Annotated in this window: 23 protein-coding genes; 16 read left to right on the forward strand and 7 right to left on the reverse strand. The window is 41.3% G+C overall.

What is annotated here, in order from left to right:
* The first annotated feature begins 37 nt into the window (after positions 1-37).
* From MHH41_RS04075 to MHH41_RS04090, 4 genes are all read left to right on the forward strand, one after another.
* On the forward strand, positions 38-1,081 hold the full coding sequence (locus MHH41_RS04075; protein ID WP_339161532.1) for an NAD(P)/FAD-dependent oxidoreductase: 1,044 nt from the start codon (positions 38-40) through the stop codon (positions 1,079-1,081).
* 71 nt (positions 1,082-1,152) lie between these two features.
* Positions 1,153-2,736, forward strand: coding sequence for a helix-turn-helix domain-containing protein (locus MHH41_RS04080; RefSeq protein ID WP_340865745.1), 1,584 nt, complete (start codon positions 1,153-1,155; stop codon positions 2,734-2,736).
* Positions 2,737-2,874: 138 nt separating this feature from the next.
* Entirely contained in the window at positions 2,875-3,804 is a 930-nt protein-coding gene (locus tag MHH41_RS04085) for an ABC transporter substrate-binding protein (RefSeq protein WP_340865746.1), read from the forward strand.
* Between the two features lie 12 nt (positions 3,805-3,816).
* Positions 3,817-5,532 carry an ABC transporter ATP-binding protein gene (locus tag MHH41_RS04090; protein WP_226804800.1) on the forward strand — a complete coding sequence of 572 codons (1,716 nt, stop codon included), beginning with the start codon at positions 3,817-3,819 and terminating at the stop codon, positions 5,530-5,532.
* Between the two features lie 79 nt (positions 5,533-5,611).
* Here the strand turns inward: MHH41_RS04090 and MHH41_RS04095 are convergent, their stop codons facing one another.
* Positions 5,612-5,938 (reverse strand): YnfA family protein, encoded by a 327-nt coding sequence (locus MHH41_RS04095; RefSeq protein ID WP_137055504.1) that lies wholly within the window; start codon positions 5,936-5,938, stop codon positions 5,612-5,614.
* A gap of 333 nt (positions 5,939-6,271) precedes the next feature.
* Between MHH41_RS04095 and MHH41_RS04100 the strand changes: the two genes are divergently transcribed.
* The 6 genes from MHH41_RS04100 (at position 6,272) to MHH41_RS04125 (ending at position 10,115) form a co-directional block, all read left to right on the forward strand.
* On the forward strand, positions 6,272-6,838 hold the full coding sequence (locus tag MHH41_RS04100) for an RNA polymerase sigma factor (protein ID WP_050944756.1): 567 nt from the start codon (positions 6,272-6,274) through the stop codon (positions 6,836-6,838).
* Entirely contained in the window at positions 6,835-7,581 is a 747-nt protein-coding gene (locus MHH41_RS04105) for an anti-sigma factor (protein ID WP_050944755.1), read from the forward strand. Before MHH41_RS04100 ends, MHH41_RS04105 begins: the two co-directional genes overlap by 4 nt.
* Before the next feature lie 96 nt (positions 7,582-7,677).
* Positions 7,678-8,181 (forward strand): hypothetical protein, encoded by a 504-nt coding sequence (locus MHH41_RS04110; protein ID WP_340865748.1) that lies wholly within the window; start codon positions 7,678-7,680, stop codon positions 8,179-8,181.
* A gap of 90 nt (positions 8,182-8,271) precedes the next feature.
* Positions 8,272-9,297: a zinc-binding alcohol dehydrogenase family protein gene (locus MHH41_RS04115; protein WP_340865749.1), complete on the forward strand. Its 1,026-nt coding sequence runs from the start codon at positions 8,272-8,274 to the stop codon at positions 9,295-9,297.
* A complete protein-coding gene (locus MHH41_RS04120; protein ID WP_268459453.1) occupies positions 9,294-9,821 on the forward strand; it encodes a YfiT family bacillithiol transferase in 528 nt (175 codons plus the stop codon). Before MHH41_RS04115 ends, MHH41_RS04120 begins: the two co-directional genes overlap by 4 nt.
* Before the next feature lie 12 nt (positions 9,822-9,833).
* Positions 9,834-10,115 (forward strand): hypothetical protein, encoded by a 282-nt coding sequence (locus tag MHH41_RS04125; RefSeq protein WP_340865751.1) that lies wholly within the window; start codon positions 9,834-9,836, stop codon positions 10,113-10,115.
* 22 nt (positions 10,116-10,137) lie between these two features.
* On the opposite strand, the gene MHH41_RS04130 is transcribed toward MHH41_RS04125, so the two are convergent.
* Positions 10,138-10,617 (reverse strand): MarR family transcriptional regulator, encoded by a 480-nt coding sequence (locus tag MHH41_RS04130; RefSeq protein WP_003217817.1) that lies wholly within the window; start codon positions 10,615-10,617, stop codon positions 10,138-10,140.
* A gap of 168 nt (positions 10,618-10,785) precedes the next feature.
* Between MHH41_RS04130 and mprF the strand changes: the two genes are divergently transcribed.
* The 3 genes from mprF (at position 10,786) to MHH41_RS04145 (ending at position 14,799) form a co-directional block, all read left to right on the forward strand.
* Complete coding sequence (gene mprF, locus MHH41_RS04135; protein WP_340865752.1) at positions 10,786-13,356, forward strand: bifunctional lysylphosphatidylglycerol flippase/synthetase MprF; 2,571 nt, start codon at positions 10,786-10,788, stop codon at positions 13,354-13,356.
* 90 nt (positions 13,357-13,446) lie between these two features.
* A complete protein-coding gene (locus tag MHH41_RS04140; RefSeq protein WP_003217810.1) occupies positions 13,447-13,995 on the forward strand; it encodes a thioredoxin family protein in 549 nt (182 codons plus the stop codon).
* Between the two features lie 336 nt (positions 13,996-14,331).
* Positions 14,332-14,799, forward strand: a complete 468-nt coding sequence (locus MHH41_RS04145; protein ID WP_050944749.1) for a thiol-disulfide oxidoreductase DCC family protein — start codon at positions 14,332-14,334, stop codon at positions 14,797-14,799.
* A 36-nt stretch (positions 14,800-14,835) separates the two neighbouring features.
* Here MHH41_RS04145 and MHH41_RS04150 read toward each other — a convergent pair whose 3' ends face one another.
* Complete coding sequence (locus tag MHH41_RS04150) at positions 14,836-16,092, reverse strand: transcriptional regulator (RefSeq protein WP_253622812.1); 1,257 nt, start codon at positions 16,090-16,092, stop codon at positions 14,836-14,838.
* Between the two features lie 272 nt (positions 16,093-16,364).
* On the opposite strand from MHH41_RS04150, the gene MHH41_RS04155 reads away from it, so the two are divergent.
* The gene (locus MHH41_RS04155) at positions 16,365-16,952 is read left to right on the forward strand and encodes a nitroreductase family protein (RefSeq protein ID WP_003217860.1); all 588 of its coding nucleotides are present in this window, start codon (positions 16,365-16,367) and stop codon (positions 16,950-16,952) included.
* Between the two features lie 40 nt (positions 16,953-16,992).
* Here MHH41_RS04155 and MHH41_RS04160 read toward each other — a convergent pair whose 3' ends face one another.
* From MHH41_RS04160 to MHH41_RS04170, 3 genes are all read right to left on the reverse strand, one after another.
* On the reverse strand, positions 16,993-17,148 hold the full coding sequence (locus MHH41_RS04160; RefSeq protein ID WP_003217852.1) for a YfhD family protein: 156 nt from the start codon (positions 17,146-17,148) through the stop codon (positions 16,993-16,995).
* Positions 17,149-17,209: 61 nt separating this feature from the next.
* The gene (locus tag MHH41_RS04165) at positions 17,210-17,320 is read right to left on the reverse strand and encodes a YfhE family protein (protein WP_017358836.1); all 111 of its coding nucleotides are present in this window, start codon (positions 17,318-17,320) and stop codon (positions 17,210-17,212) included.
* Positions 17,321-17,372: 52 nt separating this feature from the next.
* Positions 17,373-18,269 carry a TIGR01777 family oxidoreductase gene (locus MHH41_RS04170; RefSeq protein WP_340865755.1) on the reverse strand — a complete coding sequence of 299 codons (897 nt, stop codon included), beginning with the start codon at positions 18,267-18,269 and terminating at the stop codon, positions 17,373-17,375.
* 94 nt (positions 18,270-18,363) lie between these two features.
* Between MHH41_RS04170 and recX the strand changes: the two genes are divergently transcribed.
* Together recX and MHH41_RS04180 are read left to right on the forward strand one after the other, a co-directional pair.
* Positions 18,364-19,155: a recombination regulator RecX gene (gene recX, locus MHH41_RS04175; RefSeq protein ID WP_340865756.1), complete on the forward strand. Its 792-nt coding sequence runs from the start codon at positions 18,364-18,366 to the stop codon at positions 19,153-19,155.
* A gap of 3 nt (positions 19,156-19,158) precedes the next feature.
* A complete protein-coding gene (locus tag MHH41_RS04180; RefSeq protein ID WP_340865757.1) occupies positions 19,159-19,473 on the forward strand; it encodes a YfhH family protein in 315 nt (104 codons plus the stop codon).
* Positions 19,474-19,495: 22 nt separating this feature from the next.
* On the opposite strand, the gene MHH41_RS04185 is transcribed toward MHH41_RS04180, so the two are convergent.
* Positions 19,496-19,669, reverse strand: a complete 174-nt coding sequence (locus MHH41_RS04185) for a YpzG family protein (RefSeq protein WP_003217811.1) — start codon at positions 19,667-19,669, stop codon at positions 19,496-19,498.
* Positions 19,670-19,679 lie beyond the last annotated feature (10 nt).

The following is a 19,679-nucleotide window of genomic DNA, read 5'->3' on the forward strand; positions in this document are numbered from 1 at the left end:
TAAATAGATCAATCGATGAAAAACTGGAGGGACTCAAATGACAGATCAGCTTGAATTGTTTGACGTCACCATTATTGGTGGCGGTCCAGCAGGAATGTACACCGCCTTTTATAGTGGGATGCGGGATTTAAAGACGAAGGTACTGGAGTATAACGAAAGCCTTGGTGGGAAAATCCTACTGTATCCAGAGAAAGTCATTTGGGATGTAGGTGGATTAGTGCCAACAAGAGGAGAGCAATTAATTAAACAGCTTGAACAGCAAGCCAAAACATTTGAACCTGTCATTGCATTAAATCAAAAAATAACAGACTTTCATCGCTTAGAAGATGGAAATATATTGATTACCTCCGAAAATGGTGATCGCCATTTAACCAAAACCTTGATTTTGGCAATGGGGCACGGTATTCCAGTTCAAAGAAAGCTGGAGGTTGAAAATGCAGATCGCTATGAAGTAACAAACCTTTATTATACGGTTCAGGAGCTCAAAACCTTCGCTGGAAAAAGAGTCGTCATCTCTGGGGGCGGCGATTCTGCGGTGGATTGGGCAAATGCCCTTGTGCCAATTGCGAAAAGTGTCACTGTTATACACCGCAGAGATATGTTTGGTGGACATGAAAGAAACGTGGCGAATATGAAAGCATCAAGTGCACGTATTTTAACCCCACATGAATTAACTGACCTACATGGTAACGGAAAAGAAATCGAAGCTGTCACTGTTCAGCATTTAGAAACAGGTGAAAAAGAACGTATTGAAACAGACGCAGTCATTGTCAACCACGGCATGAAAGGCGATTTAAGTGTTCTTGCAGAATGGGGATTAAAGCAAGGTGAATGGGGACTCATTGAAGTGAATGAGCAGATGGAGACCAATTTACCAGGTGTGTATGCAGTAGGTGATTTATGTACACATAAAAGCAAGGTCCGCTTGATTGCAGGAACGTTTGTAGATGGTGTGAACGCACTAAATAGTGCGAAATTATATATCGAACCAGATGCGGAGAAAGTGGCGTATGTATCTTCTCATAATGAACGTTTTAAGGAAAAAAACAAAGAATTGCTGGCAGCCGGTGCGGATCGCTAAAAAAAACAAAACAAGAAGGGTGGTGCCGCAACGGCATCACCTTTTTTATCGCTGAAAGGAGGTATCTGAAGATGAACGCACAAATGGAAACGATGCTACATATGAAAAAGAAAATTCAGATGTGTCTGAAAGCAAAACAAACGAACAGATGGCAGACAAAATCTCCAAGCGTTTTAACAGCTGATGGTACCGTTGTCATTCAGCTAGAAGGAATGGAGTACGAGCTTGACGGTGGGGATAGCCTGTTTATACGATCTCACATCCCCGTTGTCATCCGTTCTTTATCTAATCAGCAAGTCACAATTTTTGCTGTTTCATTTGAACATTACATGCTCACAAATGATGCTGATGATGAATTAATTTATAAAATCAATTATGATACCCTGCCTGATAACGGGCAAGTGGTGATGGGCTCACCGGTATTATTTCATCATATTAAACGTTTAAGTGACCCCTCTTATTCAGAAAGTAGCCAAGTGAAGCTACTAAAGCTAGTACTGCAAATATTCCAGCAACAAAATGAAAAAACAACTGATGCTGATCATTATTCAATTCAAATGATTCTTCAATACATTGCAGAGCATTACCAACAAGAACTGACCCGTAAGGACTTAGCACATAAAATGGGCTTTAATGAAAGCTATTTCTCTACTTTTTTTAAGAAAAGCGTTGGAATGAGTGTCACAGATTATATTGCACAAATTCGAATAGATGAAGCAAAAAAGCTATTGTTCAAAACCGATGAACAGGTTCAGGCGATTGCACAAAGAGTAGGCTATACTGATAGCCTCTATTTCAGCAGAAAATTTCGTCAAAAAACGGGCAGATCGCCTAGTCAGTATCGACTGAGCCGCCAACCAAAACGAATTGCCGCTTTTCAGTTTGTAGGCTCTTTGCTTGCGCTTGGAGTGAAACCAATTTGCATGGAAGAAGATATTGCTCTTTATTCAGATGTGCTTCAAGGTCAACTCAGTGATGTTATCGTCATTCATGAGCATACACCTGACGACGTTTTGAAGGACATGAACTTAGACCTCATTTTAATGCCTGATTATTTCTATACAAACATAGAATGGATGAAACGCATGGAGAAAATCGCTCCTGTGCTTGTTTTTCCATATAGTCGTCTGAGTCCTGTAGAGGAGGTACTTTGTTTAGGTAGCCTCATCGGAAGGAGCGAAGAAGCAAAGCAATGGGTGGAGCGTTATGAGAAGCAAGCACAGAAGGAAAGAGCTCGCTTGACGCCGTTTTTGAAAAAAAAGGAAACAGTTGCTTTATATGAAGTAAGGGGACATGACAAGGTGTATATGTGGTCTTTTCATGCGAGAGGAGCAATCAACCTATATAAAACGTTGGGGTTGATGCCCCCTGAAGCCATTCAAGAGGAGGTGCTGAAACCGGATAAACATGTTGTGATTCCGCTTGAGCATTTAGCAGATTATGCAGCAGATCATATGTTTTTTATTGTGGCTGTTCGGAATGGATGGTACAGACATATGGACAAACGTATGAAGGAAAGTGATGTCCTGCGTAATTTACCCGCAGTGCAAAATAATACATTCTACCTGTTAAAACTAGAAGAATTTAGATTTGGTGAAGGGGAACGGGCGATAGAAATCATGAAACGATTCTCTCAATTTTTAATAAAAGAATAAGAGTATCTAACAATTGTCCATAAACAAGTTATGACGATTATCCATAGACCGATAGACAAGCGGTTGATAGAATACGAGAGACAAATAAATGATAATGATTCTCAGTGATTCATCATGATATGGAGGAGAAAAGAAGTTATGAAAAAACAAGGCATATTTCTTAGTTTAATAGCTTTAGTGTTGTTATTCGCACTAGCAGCCTGCGGTCAAAAGGAAGAAAGTAAAAAAGCCGAAGAAAAAACAAAAACGGTTGACACAGTGAAAGGCAAGGTCGAGATTCCAGCAAATCCAAAGCGTATTCTCGTAGATGGCTATTTGGGTAGTGCTGTTGCACTAGGGGTGAAACCGGTTGGTGCCACAACACAAGATTTAAAAAACATACATCTCAAAGGCAAAGTGGATGGTGTGGCAGACATTAGTGATGAACGCTCCGCCGAAAAGGTGGCAAGCTTAAAACCAGACCTCATCATTTCAGCTGTAGACGATGAAAAGGTACTGGACGTCTACAGAAAGATTGCCCCAACGATTGTTTATCCGTTCGGTGTATTTAAAGATTCACAAGAAGAGATCACTACATTAGCCAGCATCTTGAATAAAGAAGAAGAAGGAAAAGCGTTTTTGAAAAAATTTGATCAACGTATAGAAGCTGCTAGAAAGAAAGTGAAAACAGTCATCAAAGAAGGCGAAACAGTGTCAATCTTGGGTGCATTTAAAAATGATGTCTATGTGTATGGGAATGGTATCTATCGAGGTGGACAAGCACTTTATGAACAATTGCAGCTTCAGCCGCCAAAAGATGTTGCAGACACTGTTTTAAATGGAAAGTCAGGATTTGAACATATTTCATATGAAGTGCTACCAAAATATGCAGGTGATTATATATTTGTTGATGAAGCCAACGGAGGTACGTTCGATAAGAACAATTCAATATGGAAAAGCTTAAAAGCGGTGAAAAAGAATCAAGTACATGACTTGGATATTACGTATTTCTGGCCATTTGATCCAATAGCTATCGCCAATCAAGCAGAAAAATACGTTGAGATATTGACAGAATTATCTCAGAAGTAAGGGGGCTGCTTTTTGTTAAAACGATTTTTCTCCTATTACAAGCCATATATGGGGCTGTTTATATTAGATTTTTCCTGTGCCGTCATAGCGGCACTACTTGAATTATCATTTCCACTCGCGATCAGTATGGTTGTAGATGACCTTCTCCCAAACAGAAACTGGGAAATGATTCTCATCTGGAGTGGAATTTTACTGGCAGTCTATGTCGTCAGCTCAGCAATGAATTATGTGGTGACATATTTCGGACATAAGCTAGGTATCAATATTGAAACAGATATGAGAAGTCAGCTATTCACCCACGTACAAAAAATGTCTTTTCGATTCTTTGATCAAAAGAAAACAGGAAAGCTTGTTTCACGCATGACAAACGATTTAATGGATATTGGTGAAATCGCTCACCACGGTCCTGAAGATTTATTTATTGCAATGATGACTCTTACAGGTGCATTTGCCCTGATGCTATCAATCAATTGGCAGCTTGCCGTCCTCACGTTTCTCATTGTCCCATTCTTAATAGGGCTATCGGTTTATTTTACGAAGAAAATGTCGATTGCCTTTGATCACATGTTTTCAAGTATTGGTCAATTCCATGCAAGGGTTGAGAATAATGTGAGCGGAATTCGAGTAGTGAAGGCATTTGGGAATGAAACGCACGAGGTGGATCGCTTTATTGAACACAATGAACAGTTTAAACAAACGAAATTAACCACATACAAAATGATGGCATTACACGCTTCAATTAGTCACCTGCTTATGAAGGGCGTCACCATCTTTGGACTTGTATGCGGGACATGGTTTGTGATGCAAAAGAATATGACCTATGGCGAATTCATTTCATTCGTCCTGCTGTCTGGAATCTTTTTAGGACCTATTCAACAAATTAATTCAGTCATTGAGACGTATCCAAAGGGAGTCGCAAGCTTTAAGCGATTTGTTAAGCTCTTAGATCAAGCCCCAGACGAAAAGGACGTCCCTGATGCGATTCATGTCGATGGGCTAAAAGGTGAAATTACATTTCATGATGTCAGCTTTGGTTATGAGAAGGACAATTTGATCCTTGAGCATATTAATCTGGAGATCAAACAAGGGGAAACGGTTGCCATTGTAGGTCCTTCCGGTGCTGGTAAGTCCACGCTATGCAGTTTATTACCAAGGTTTTATGAATGGCAATCTGGAACCATTACGATAGACGGCATTGATAGTAGACAGATGAAGCTGTCTTCACTGCGCCAACAAATTGGAATAGTCCAACAAGACGTCTATTTATTTAATGGGAGCATTCGAGAGAACATTCTTTATGGAAAGCTTGATGCAACTGAGGATGAAATATGGCAGGCAGTTTCAAAAGCAGAGCTAAAAGAACTCGTCGAATCCCTGCCCGAAGGTCTTGAGACAATGATTGGTGAAAGAGGCGTCAAGCTGTCAGGTGGACAAAAGCAGCGTGTATCAATTGCACGTATTTTCCTGAAAAATCCACCTATTTTAATACTGGATGAAGCGACCTCATCACTAGATACTGAAACAGAGGCTTCGATCCAACGATCACTAGAAGAGCTTTCAGAAGGTAGAACGACGCTAGTCATTGCGCATCGCCTTGCAACTATTCAACATGCAGATCGAATTGTGGTTGTGACAAAAGGTGGCATTGCAGAGCAAGGAAATCACAAAACATTACTAACGCAAAATGGCTTATATAAGCGCCTTTATGAAACACAATTCGGGGCATAAAAAGTCCATTAGAAGAAATGTGAAAGCCGGCAAAAGAGCGCCGGCTTTTTTCTCATGACATGTATTGCAATCTTTTTCCCTAGTTTCTAGGGGCAAAGAGCATCACACTCACACCTATTAAACAAATAAGAGCGCCTACCCAATCGTACAAATCAGGCGTTTTTCGATCGACCCACCAGCCCCAAAACACAGCAAGAACCACAAACACACCGCCATAGGCCGCATAAACCCGTCCGAAAGTCGGGAACTGCTGGAAGGTAGGGATGACCCCATAAGCGACGAGGATGAGGCTGCCGGCGATTCCATAGCTGACAGGCCTGGCTTCGCGCAGCCAAAGCCACACAAGGTAGCCGCCGCCAATTTCTGCTATTCCTGCTAATAAAAAAAGAACGATCGTCAACATCATGTAAGGACACTCCAATTCATTTCGTTACCTTCTATTATGACATGTTGACATTGTGAGGGACATGAGAGTTTGCTAAAATCAACTGAACAGAGAATGGAAACACATGGATTCTTGACTTTTCAGATAGAAGTGATCCAAATGGCCTTGCTTTTCGTACAGTAAGTACATTCTCATGAGGAGCACACTTCCTTTTTCGGCGCTCTTTTTTTCTCCTTTAAAAAAGAGTAAAGTACAAAGTAGGCTTATTTCAGCAAATCGAGTGATAAGCAATACGTGAAGGATTTCATGATGAATGCAGCATGCTCTTTCTCATGAAAAAGGAAGGAGATGACCATGGATACACTGAAAGATTCTGAGCTGTATCACAAGATCAAATTTGATCGTCACAAGCCTTCGCTTGAAGTGCTGTATGATCGCTATGAACGTGTGTTATATTCGTTTATTTATAAAATGACTGGAAGTCGTGAGCTTGCGGAGGAAGTGCTGCAAGAAGTCTTTATCAAGCTCTGGCGCGGTATAGGAGAATACCATACGGATAAAGGCAAATTCTCCTCGTGGTTATTCATGATGTCACGCAACACAGCCATCGATCTCCTAAGAAAGCACCGGAACGAAACGGCACTAGAAGATGAGCATATTGAATATTTAGCCGATCATCAAGAAGATGTATCAAAGGAAGTTGAATGGAACGAGGAAAAACAAATCATACGTGAAGCAGTATCTACATTGTCAAAAGAACAGCAAACCATCATAGAAGATGTCTATTTTAAAGGAATGACACAAAAAAGCATTGCTGAAAAACTAGGCATCCCCATTGGAACGGTGAAGGGAAGAGTTCGATTGTCATTGAAGCACTTACGGACGAGACTGTCTCGCGGAGGAAAGGAGGAAGAGGCATGACTCAGTGTAAACATCAAGTGATTGATTATTTCAACGGGCATGTACAAGGAGAAGAAAAAGCACAATTTGAAGAGCACCTCAAGAACTGCTCAGCTTGCAAAGAAGAGCTTGAAGAATTGACATCGCTCATGTCTGACATTCCATTTCTAGCAGATGACCAAACACCTCCGGCAGGGATGAAAGACCGTATTTTATCCCAGGTGTTTGAAGAAGAGACGATCGAAGAAAAGAATAGCCATAGAAAAGACCTCAAGGCAGCACATGAACCAAACGAGATGAAACCACTGCAAAAGAAACGTAACCAATGGCTATTGCCACTTGTTGCCGCACTGCTTCTTATTTCAGCAGCTGGAAACGTGTATTTCTTATCGAATGGAAAAGAACAGGCGGAAGAACCTGTCAGGGTTGTGGCGACAAAATCACTGGCATCAGCCGCATCACCAAAAACAACGGGTGCTTTTTCAGTGATTGAGCATAACGGCAAAAAAGAGCTGGTGGTGAGTGCAGACGGATTAAAGGATCAGCTTGATTCATCTGCTGTTTATCAAGTGTGGCTCATTAAAGGAGATCAACCGGTACCAGCTGGTGCCTTTAAAACAGATAACAAAGGAGAAGGAACCGTCACCTATGCATTATCAGAAAAAGAAGCGAGCGAATCATGGGATACCGTGGCAGTCACCCTTGAACCAAAAAAGGATAACAAACTGCCGCAAGGACCTGTCGTACTAAGCGCTGCATTTTAAATGTGATTCAGGAAGGATGCCTTTGGGGCATCCTTTTTTGATAGGCAAAGGGAACTTTTTGGCAGATCAGACGTAGTACATATGGAGGTGAAACAGATGAAACCATACATAGAAAAAGAACTATTTCTCTTATCAGTGAGACACGCATGTATGGCATGCTATTTTTTAGTGTTTCCGTTCGTTGCTCAAGTCCTTTATACCCCATCACCTTTATTGATCGCCCTCATCGCTCTTTTTATGACTCATAACTTAGTAGAATGTACCATATGGTTTTATAAATTGAGAAAGATCAGGAAGCACCAGTCTGGTGATCTATCGAAACGAGGACATGTCTTGACCCAGATCATGCAAAGGCTGGAACAAATGATGATGATCGGTTTTGTTATTTTCTTTATCACTAAATGGATGCAAGGGGCAGCTGATAGCCTAACTCTGTCACTAGCTATTTTTCTATTAATGATCTTTTTCCTTCAGCACATCCAGCTTTATTACGTTCAGCTATTTTTTAAATCCAAAAGCTGGTTCTCCTATGTTCCTTCATGGCAAAGAGCTCGTCCTTCTTATATAGCGAGGGAGCGAAAGGCTTTGAAAGGGTCCTAAATGTGCAATCACTCGTTTGATCTATCCATAAACATCAGAAAATTATGATAAAATGTGGAAAAGAAGCATGGTGAAAGGGAGTGCGAGCGAGTGAAAGCTGTTGGACTATTGGAGTACTTACCGATTGAGCATGAGCAAAGCTTGATGGATCAGGAAGTAGAAAAGCCTAAAGCAACGGGCAGGGATATACTGGTGAAGGTAGAGGCTGTGTCAGTGAATCCAGTTGATACGAAGGTGAGATCACCGAAGGATCAGAAGGAAGAAAAACTGAAAATTCTTGGCTACGATGCAAGCGGTACGGTTGTTGAAGTTGGCGAAGCGTGTACATTATTTCAGCCTGGTGATCACGTGTACTATGCGGGAGATATCACGCGTCAAGGCTCAAATAGTGAGTATCAGCTTGTGGATGAACGGATTGTGGCAAAAAAGCCTGCCAATCTCTCCTTTGCAGAAGCAGCCGCGATGCCTCTGACGACGATTACGGCATATGAAGCGTTATTTGACCGGATGCATATGAAGCGAAATGCAGAAGGGGCAACACTGCTCATCATCGGCGGTGCAGGCGGAGTAGGTTCTATTGCCATCCAACTAGCCAAATTAGCAAATGCCACTGTAATCGCCACCGCATCAAGACCTGAAACAAAAGAGTGGTGTCTATCATTAGGTGCTGATCATATCATTGATCATCATGAGCCGCTTCTCGCGCAGCTTCAGAAAAAAGGAATAGGCGAAGTGGATTTCATTTTATGCCTAAATGATACAGATGGACACTTCAAAGGCATGGCAGAAGCCATCAAACCGCAAGGCACGATCTGTACCATTGTCGAGAATCAGCACAACCTAGACATTCAATTACTCAAAAATAAAAGTGCTGCATTTGTATGGGAGTTCATGTTCACACGCCCTATGTACAAAACAGCGGACATGATCAAACAGCATGAGCTTTTAACAGAGGCGGCTGAGTTATTTGAACAGGGGAGATTAACGCATACGTTAACAAAGGTTCTCAGTCCGATCAATGCTGCTAACTTGAAGCAGGCACATCAAACCCTTGAACAAGGAAAGATGATTGGCAAATTTGTACTAGAAGGATTTGAGAAAGGGGAGAGTGTATGACGTCATTACAATATCCGATTGGCTTATATGAACCGGTTGAAAATAAAACAAAGGAACAGCTAGAGTCATGGATTGATCAGTTGGGTGCGATTCCACAAGAATATGAAACAGTCACCAATCAATTGACAGATGCTCAGCTGGATACACCCTATCGGCCTGGAGGATGGACCGTCCGTCAGCTCATTCATCACGTAGCAGACAGCCATCTGAATGCATACTTACGATTCAAGCTTGCGCTCACAGAAGAAATACCGCACATCCGTCCATATGATCAGGCGGGATTCGCCGAGCTTCCAGATAGCAAAGCGCCCATCAGCCTATCACTGCTCTTAATCAGCAGTCTGCATCGCAGGTGGGTTACATTACTTCGAGGGATGTCAGAAGAAGAATTCACTGCGTCCTATTATCACCCAGCCGATCAACAAACGGTGTCCTTATATGATGCAACAGGAATGTACGTCTGGCACTCAAAGCATCATCTTGCCCATATCACGGAATTAATCAAAAGAAATCAATGGAATTAAAGGAGTAAACACATGTCTGGTAGAAGAATTGTCGGCGCCATGTTTATTTGTATGGCGGCATTGTTTTATATAGCAAAATATGTTCTTTTTGAGATACGCTATAGTAATAGCTTAGGCTCAGAAAGAACGATTGAGGAACTTGAACAGATACTGCCTGGCGGTACGTGGATCAGTATCTTTTTTCTTATCATCGGTTTAGGTTATCTTTTATGGGACGACAGGGAAGTCATTCGTAAAAATCTCTTCACCCCAGATCGACAAGAAGAAGAACTAAAAAAGACGGATCTCAAGTGACCGTCTTTTTTCCTTTTCATGTTTAGCCGCGTTCAGGACGCAGTGCTTTTTCTAAAATAGCCAGCCCTTCGTTGACTTTTTCTTTTTCCTCGTCGTTGAGCCGTTGCAGGGAGTTTTTGATTTTTTCGTGTCCTTTTTGATAAATGCTTCTGAAAATATTTTTCGCTTCCTCAGTTAGTTCGACGACAATGATTCTCCGGTCACGCTCAGAGTGCTTTCGTTCAACAAAATGAGACTGTTCTAACCGATCAAGCAGGCCTGTCATATTGGACAAAGAAGCGCCCATTTTTTCAGCGATTTCGGATACCTTGAGAGAGCCATGGTTATTGAGTAGCATGAGTACCTTCATTTGAGGCATACTCATATCAAGCTTCATCCATTCTGACACATCTCCAAGACCTGCAGCTGTGAGTACTTTCATATAGAGCACCCATGTCTTTTTTTCCTCTGGAGATAGAATCTCTTCTTTTAATACGGTGGTGTCATGAATATTATATTCCACGCTCGTTCACTTCCTTTAAGCGGCTCTTTTCTCTATATTACTGATTTTCACTTCTAATTGAAAGGTTCGACAAGCTTTTGAATGTTAAACTGCATGAATCAAGTGGTATTTGTTGTATAATAATGGTCAGTCGAAATAAATGAAGCAACTTAGAAAGTTGGGAAAATCATGTGGAACAAAAAAACGGGTATGACGATCTTAAAAATGCTTTTTCCGATCGTGATTATCCTTGTCTTAATTTTCGTCGCCAAAAAGGAACTGAGCGGCCTTTCCATTAAAAAAACGTTTTATATCATTGACAGCTTGAATCGGATGGACTTGTTTATTCTTGTTTTTCTTGGACTTGTCGCAGTGTTATCGATGTCCTTATATGATTTTATTTTACGAAAAAGCCTGAATATGCCCATCAGCGGCTGGAAAACGATTCGCATTTCTTGGATTGCGAACTCCTTTAACAGTGTCCTTGGGTTCGGCGGTCTATCAGGAGCAGGGCTTAGAACACTTCTATATAAGGAGTACATAACCGATACGAAAAAACTGCTGAAAGGCATTGCCCTTTTGACTTCCTCGGTTCTTTTGGGCTTATCTATTTTCAGTGATCTGATCTTGGTGAGGGTGCTTCCTGTTGAAAGTATTATTAGCCAAGAGCCGTGGCTATGGGCCTTTGTGATCATCTTTGCTTGTATTGTGCCCATTTACATCATTATGGCGTCCGTACGAAAAAGCTCGATTGAGAGCGGTGAAAGCGGACTGAAGCATCCGATTTACGCTTATATCGGAGCATCGTTTTTAGAATGGCTGGCAGCTGGTCTCGTCATGTACATGGCTGTCGTCTCTATGGGGATGAATGTCGATGTCCGGATTGTATTAGGCGTATTTGCGATTGCGTCAATCGGCGGTTTAATCAGTATGGTTCCGGGCGGATTTGGTTCATTTGACCTCATCTTTTTACTGAGCATGCAGTACATTGGGTTTGATAAAGAGATGGTACTGACGGCGCTTGTTTTGTACCGCTTCGTGTACTCGATCTTCCCGTTTATCCTTGGGCTTTGTCTAGCTGCTTACGATTTAACGGGAACGACGCTAAGACGCCTTGAAGGCAATCCGAGAATGGCACCTGCCATAGAAACAACGAACGTCTTAATTGTGTTGCACCGTGCTTTATTAATCCGTTTATTGTACGGATCTTTATCGATTTTAACCTTTGGAAGCGGCTTGCTCATTATGGCGTCTGTTGTGCTTCCTGTCGATCGTTTAGGCGTGATTACGAGCATTCCACGCTTTCTATTATCAGGATTTAATGGTCTTTCTTTAATGTTCGGCATCATCCTGATGATTTTGTCCATTGAAGTGTATAAACGAACAAAAAGATCGTACGTGCTGACGATGATCGCCCTAGCAGGCGGCTTTGTGTTTACTTTGTTAAAAGGATTTAACCTGAGTCTCATCTTTATACTGCCAGTCATCATGGCTGTATTTTTCTCTCTTCGAAATCAATTTGTGAAGCAGCAGGCCCCTTATTCCTTGTATCAGTTTGTGGCGGCTGCCGCTGGATATTTACTCGTGCTGTTTAACTATAATGTCATCGGCAACTTTATTTGGACAAAAATTGGACATTTCTTGAGTAGGGATTACCTCGTGCATAATGAACGGCATATCACAATGACAAGCATGATTGCTCTCATAGGTGTACCGCTTTTTTTCTTCATTAGCAGATTGATTTTTAATAAAAGAGCATTTCCGATTGGAGAAAAAGCAGATGAGGAAAAATTAAAAACGTTTTTAGAAGAAAAGGGCGGAAATGCCCTCAGTCATCTTGGCTTTTTAGGCGATAAAAAATTATTTTTCTCAAGTGATGGAGAGGCGATGCTTCAATTTGGTCGCATTGGCCGCTGCGTCATTGTGCTTGGAGATCCATCCGGACGTAAAGCATCCTATCCACTTGTACTTGAAGAGTTTCTACAGCAGACAGAAAAAGCAGGCTATCGCGTTGCTTTTTATCAAGTAGAACTGGAAGGGATGGCGCTCTACCATGACTTAGGCTTTCACTTCTTTAAGCTTGGAGAAGAAGCCATGGTCGATTTAGAAACGTTCTCTCTTTCCGGTAAGAAAAAATCAAATTTACGGGCTGTGGCCAATAAGTTTGAACGAGAAGGCTATACGTTTGAAATGCTGGAACCGCCTTTTTCAGATGAGCTCATCTCAACCTTAAAACAGATTTCTGACAGCTGGCTCGGAAAGAAAAATGAAAAAGGGTTTTCGCTCGGCTATTTTCAAGAAGATTATCTTCAAAAAGCACCGATTGCGATTCTGAAGGATGAGCAAGGGGAAATCATTTCTTTTGTATCACTAATGCCGATGTATCAAGAAGGGGAGATTTCCATCGACCTAATGCGTCATATGCATGATGCACCGAACGGGATGATGGATGCGCTGTTTATCCACCTTTTTCAATGGGCGAAAGAAAAAGGCTACAAATCCTTTAACATGGGAATGGCGCCTTTATCAAATGTAGGAACATTTCATCAGTCCTTCCTCACGGAGCGTTTGGCGAGTGTTATTTTCAACAACGTCAGATTTATGTACAGCTTCAGCGGATTACGGTCGTTTAAACAGAAATATAAACCTGAATGGCGCGGAAAATACTTAGCGTATAAAAAGAATACATCATTACCTGTCACAATGGTGCTTGTCACCAAGCTGATAGGGATGGACCCAAATCGCAACCTTCGTCCATAGATGAAAAGCCTTTACCTTTCACTAGGTGAAGGTTTTTTTAGACAAAAGAATAGCAAAAGTGGTAAAGTTGAAGAGTAAGGGGGATGTAATATGACATTAAATGAATGGTTTAAAAAGGGATTAACTGAACGTACATATGTACACAACATGGAGAAAAACCGAGAAAATCTACTCACGGTGTACAACCAGTACGCAATTCATCAAAAAGAAAAAGAGCTGCTTCAAAAGCTGCAAAAGAAAAAGCTCAGAGCGCTTGTCATCACAGCGGATTGGTGCGGAGATGCGATGGTCAATGTACCAATTTTCATGCGTATTGCAAGTGAAGCACTCATTGATGCGCGCTATTTCATTCGGGACGAGCATCTAGACCTGATGGATCAGTATTTAACGAACGGGACCGCAAGATCGATTCCGATTATCGTGATCATTGATCAGGACGGGAATGAAGTAGGTAAATGGGGACCACGCTCAACAGAAGCACAGCGATTTGTTGATGAGAAAAAACCCGACAAGGATGCACCTGATTTTGAAGAAGCTTTTCAAGTATTTGCGAAAGAAGCCGCACATCACTATACGACAGATCGTTACTTATGGAAAGATATTGAGAAAGAAATAGTAGAAGTTTTGGAAAAAATATAAACCAAAAGACTACTTCGCCGCAACGGGAAGTAGTCTTTTTTTATCTTGTTTTTGCGTTTCACCTACAAAACACCGCATAAAGATGTAGAAAAACCGCAGAATTCTACAAAAAACCGCAGAAAACCGCAACGCATCACGATTTTCCCAACCATTTTTAGTTGAAAAACCTCATATGTGCCATGAAAACCTTAATTTTGCCCTTATCTAAAGGCTCATATAACGCACGTTGGTTTGCTTTTTCCCAATACAAGAGGCCCAGCAACTATAGTAATCTAGTTGTAATCTCCTTTGAACGAACTAAAAAACAAATGACGGAAAAGGGCTGGCGATCAATCTATGAAAAAAATCATTTATCTCGATCAAGAAAGAAAGAAGCTCGCTGAATCGAAAAAAAGAGAACAGCGTTCCATCAAATCACTTAGGCTGCTTGTGTTTTATGACGGGCAAAGTCCTTCATGTGCAAAAGCGATGGACTTGTTGAAAGCTCTCGATTGGAAGAACCGTATTCATTTTGAATCCTTTAGACACTCGCAATTGCTCAAACTGAACAAAATAAGTGAAGAAAAGGCAGAAAAGCGAATCGTGTCAATTTCCTTAGCCAAAAACCAAAAAAACTCAGGGATCTATACATGGCTGAAAATTGCTTGCAATATCCCTGCATTATGGGGAACGATCCCATTCATCGTGCTCAGCATTTGGTTAGGCTTTGGTCAGCATGCGTACGATTACTTTGCGAGAAAACGGTATGTTCATTCAGTCAAACAAGTCACCCGTCCTGATACAGATCAACAGAAGACCATTTAATGAATAGGAAAAGCATGACCTTCGATCGGCAGAAGGTCATGCTTTTTTGTAATAGGGGACATATGATGCAAGGTGATGAAGCAGCGTTCTCGTGTAGGACATATAGGTACGTTCGTCAAGCTCAGAACCCGCATAGGAAAGCAAGGTTCTAAGAGCAAACAAGTACTCACTGTGCAGCTCATTTTGTTTAAAGTAAGGAAGAGCTGCTTCGATCAAATAGGTTTTCAAATCAAGAGGGTTTTCCTCAATCATCAATTTATAGATTTTGATCATATATAAACAGTTTGGCTGAATACGAGGCTGTTTTAACAGCTCATGTATGTAGGGAAGGGCCTTTTTGCGGTCGTATTCAGCATATAAGGTCGCGATTTCATACAGAGTTTCACAATAACGGTCTTCTATCTGTTCTTGATTAAAGTAATTGAGTGAATCTAGTAAATAAGGCACAGCTGAAGAAAAATCGCCTTCCCGTTTTAAGAGCACCCCGTAATAAAAATAAGCGGTCATTTTAATATAGGCATCAGGATAAAGGGACGTGTGCAAAATCACTTCTTTTAAATATTTCTTCGCCGTTTGAAAGGCTTTTAGTTCCAGTGAGATCACGCCATGAATGAGTGTGCAGTGAATGATCCGCTTGAAATTGTTCTTTTGTCTATATAAATCCATGGCTTGATGGGTTGCTTCAAGCGCATCGCCAAGAAGTCCCATGTTTCCAAGTGCTTTTGCATAGTGATAATACAGGTCACTTTGTTCAACAGACGCGTAAGAAAAGCAGCTCTCAAGTTTCTTTATCCCTTCTTCAAACTGACCATTTGTAATGAGATGAATGCCATCTAGATATTCAAATATTTCTTTTTCCGTTTCAATAAAGGTTTTTTCAAACTTTTTAAGCACGCGGTGTGTTTTTAAGGCAAGTGGCTGCTTGTCCGATAATAAATAAAATTGAAATAGGGACAAATGATACTGAATGCCTAAATCTAGCGAAAAGAACTGTTCTTCGTGCTGAATGATCATTTCTGCATTTTGTTCAGCTTGATCGAGTGCATAGAAATACATATTCATTTGAAACTCATCTAAGAGTGACAGCAGGTGACGCGCCTTTTGTGACAGCGTTTCTTGACTGATGCCAAGTCGTTCAAGCAGTAAATTGATCGTATCTTGATTGGCCTCCTTTGAGCCATTTTCGATTTTACTTAAATGAGAGACAGAACAAATTCCTTCTGCCAATTCAGATTGGGTCATATTTTGTTTATACCGGTAGAGCTTAATGATTTGCCCGATATTGATTTTCATTCCATCCAGAAGCCTCCCTTCCAATCATGGTTTGAAAGCCTTTTGACAAAATAACCGCATTAGACAAAATGGGAATAACTAAACCTATTTCATCATCTTGGGTTTTTTATCAAAATTTGTTTAAAACGTAATATGATTGTAACATTACTTGAAAAACTCAAACAACTTTTTAGCAGAAGGGATGGGAAACATCATTTGCAACTGCTCGCAATGATGTTTATAATGTGAATGAGAATCAATTTCAATTAAGATTGATTGAAAGGATGACACATATGCCAGAAATCAAACAACAAACAGAAGCGTTAACGGTACGAGACGCTGTCAGATATAGACGATCTATTCGAAAATTTAAAGAAACGCCGGTGACCATTGAGCAGCTTCAGCCGTTATTAGAGGATGCGGTCTATGCACCGAATCATAAAATTACGGAGCCTTGGCGCTTTCTATATGCGGTGACGGAGGAAGCGAAAGCGACATTTATTGATCGCTTCATTGCGTTTTTCAAGCGCAACAATCCAGATGCAAAGGAAGAAAAGATCAATCAATATAGAGATTACTTTTCAAAAGTTCCAGCCCTTTTACTTGTGGTGTTAAAGGAAGACGAGAACCCAGTGGTGAGAAATGATGATTTTGCCGCTGTGAGTGCTCTCATTCAAAACTTCCAGCTGCTTGCTTGGGATCAAGGAATCGGTATGGTCTGGAAGAGCGGCCGCATCTTATACGACAAAGGCTTTCAACAGGACATGGGCCTAAAGGAAAACGAGCGGTTTGCTGCCATCCTTCATATTGGTTATCCAGAAGAGGTGCCTGAGGAAAAATCACGTCAGAAAGCATCAAGTCTTCTTACTGAAATTCAATAAAAGAAGAAAAGCAGACCGCAAAAGGGTCTGCTTTTTTTACTTATTGTTTTTTGGCGCGCTGATCGGCTGCTTTCATACGTGCCATTGCTTTTACGTCATTCGGATCTGCAAGTTCTTTGGAAAATTCAACATATTCGCCATCCGACTCTTGTGCTGCAAGCTCGTGATTGGCTTTTTGGTGTTGGTCTTTTTTCAAAGCCTTTCCCTCCTTTACAAGATCACTTTAGTTATGTGCTTGTTGGAGTGGAATATCCATCTTATTTGTTTCTTTTTTCTGCTGCTCTTTCCGCTTTTTTGAATTCCTGCTGATACAGGACTTCCTGGGTTTTCTTCAGCTTTGAAGTTGGCTGGTGTTCTTTTTTCTTCATCAAAATCGCCCCCTCATCTCATTTCTAATAGGATGGGTGTTTTTGACAAAAATTATTCCTTTGAATGCAAAATCGCTTCTTTTAATTCAGGATGCAAAAAGTCATAAGAAGAAAGCAATGCCTTCTTCGGCAGCGCACGCTGACCTTCTAAAACAAGTAATGACATTTCGCCAAGTGCCGTTCGAATGACAAAGGATGGGACCTTCAGCCAGTGGGGGCGGTGAAGGGCAGACGCAATCGTTTGTCCGAGCTGCTTCATTTGAACAGGATTCGGTGATGTGACATTGAGTGGACCTGAGATGTCGACATTGTGTATTGCATAAGCAATGAGATGTGCTACGTCTTCGACATGAACCCATGAAACCCATTGCGAGCCGGAGCCAATCGTTCCGCCGGCAAATAGTTTATATGGCAAGGTCATCAGTGGTAGGGTACCTTTTTCCCCTAATACGACGCCAAAGCGTGTGTAGACCGTACGAATGCCGAGTGCTTCAATTTTTTGCCCCTCAGCTTCCCAACGCTTTGATGTATGACTTAAGAAATCAGTATCCGCAGGAGGTGATTCCTCTGTAAAATCTCCTGTTTGAGACGTGCCATAAATTCCGACAGCACTTGCTTGAATGAGCACAGATGGTTTCGATTCCTGCACTTCTATAATGCGTCTCACTTCTTGTGTGGATTGAATACGGCTAGAGAGGATGCCTTCTTTTGCCTTGTCTGTCCAGCGGGTGAAAATGGATTTTCCAGCAAGGTTAATCCAGACATCAATCGCAGGCAATTCATGCTCAGGCGCAGCACCTTCTGTCAGCCACTGCACATAGTGTAAATGATTTTGTTCGGATTCCTTTGGATTTCTTGTTAAAATATATAGATGATGTCCTTCAGCAGCGAGCACTTTCGTGACGTGCTGGCCGATAAAACCGGTTCCTCCGGTGATGGCGATATTCAATTGACATCTCTCCTCTCATATACATACCTATATCTTTCACGATTTTGAATCAGAAGAAACATCCTGACTGTTTTAAAAAAGGAGTGATCACAGGATGCCCTATATTACAAAAATCTCCGCTCAGAAAAACAATACAGAGCGGGTGAACATTTTTCTAGATGAAAAATACGCCTTTAGCGTTGATCTAGATGTGCTCGTCCAGCACGATTTGAAAAAAGGGAAAGAGCTGGACGAAGCAGATATCATCGAAATTCAATTCGGTGATGCTGTGAAAAAAGGATTTCAGCAGGCCGTCGATTATTTATCATACCGAATGAGATCGGTGAAAGAAGTAACCGATTATTTGACGAAAAAAGAAATCCCGGCACCTGCTATTAGTGAAATTATACACAAATTAAAGCAATACAAGTATGTAAATGATCTTGAATTTGCGGAAGCCTATGTCAGCACCCACCGTAAAACGAACAGCAAAGGGCCGTCCGTCCTGAAAAAAGAGCTAAAGCTCAAAGGGATAGATGATGACAACATTGAACAAGCACTATCGCAATATCCTGATGACTTACAGCTGGAGGAAGCTGTGAAGCAGGTTCAGAAGCTTGTGAGAAAAGAAAAAAATCGTTCCGCAAAAGAGATCGAGCAGCGCATCAAGCTGCAGCTGCAACGAAAAGGATTTTCGTTTGAGATCATTGATAAAGCCCTTCAAGAAGCCTATGATGGACAAGAAGAGGAAAAGGAAGAAGAAGCGCTCCTTTATATGATGGAGAAGGCAAAACGCAAGGTAGGATACGACGGATCATTTGAAAAGAAGATGAAGGTGAAGCAATTTTTATTCAGAAAAGGCTTTGATCTCGACACAATTGATCACGTTTTAGACAAAGGGGAATGACAGATGGACAAACGTTATAGTGAGATGACGGAATACGAATTGAAGCAGGAGATAGCCTCTCTTTCTGAAAAAGCACGTAAGGCTGAGCAGCTTGGCATTGTGAATGAATATGCCGTCTTAGAACGGAAAATCGATATGGCAAAAGCCTACTTATTAGATCCAGCCTTGATTCAAACCAAAACGACTTATCAAATCAAAGATACAGACGAAGAGTTTTATGTGGAATATTTAAATGGTGTATTTGCGTGGGGATACAGATTATCAGCTCCAAATAAGGAAGATGCACTGCCAATTTCAATGCTTACGAAAAAGGACTGATCCGAGAGATCAGTCCTTTTCTTTACTTCGAACGTTGTTTACGGACGTTGTTCTGAAGTACGATGTCGTGCTGCGTTTGCTGCGTTTCTCCGTTGACCTGAGAGGCAGAATGCTTTGCATTCGCCCATGGTTGAGGGTAAGCGGTTGTCCTTAATTGAACAAAGTCTTCCATATACGATTTCCCATTTGAACTCATATCTCAAGCA

Source organism: Bacillus sp. FSL K6-1145 (genome assembly GCF_038003425.1).
GTDB lineage: Bacteria > Bacillota > Bacilli > Bacillales > Bacillaceae > Bacillus > Bacillus pumilus.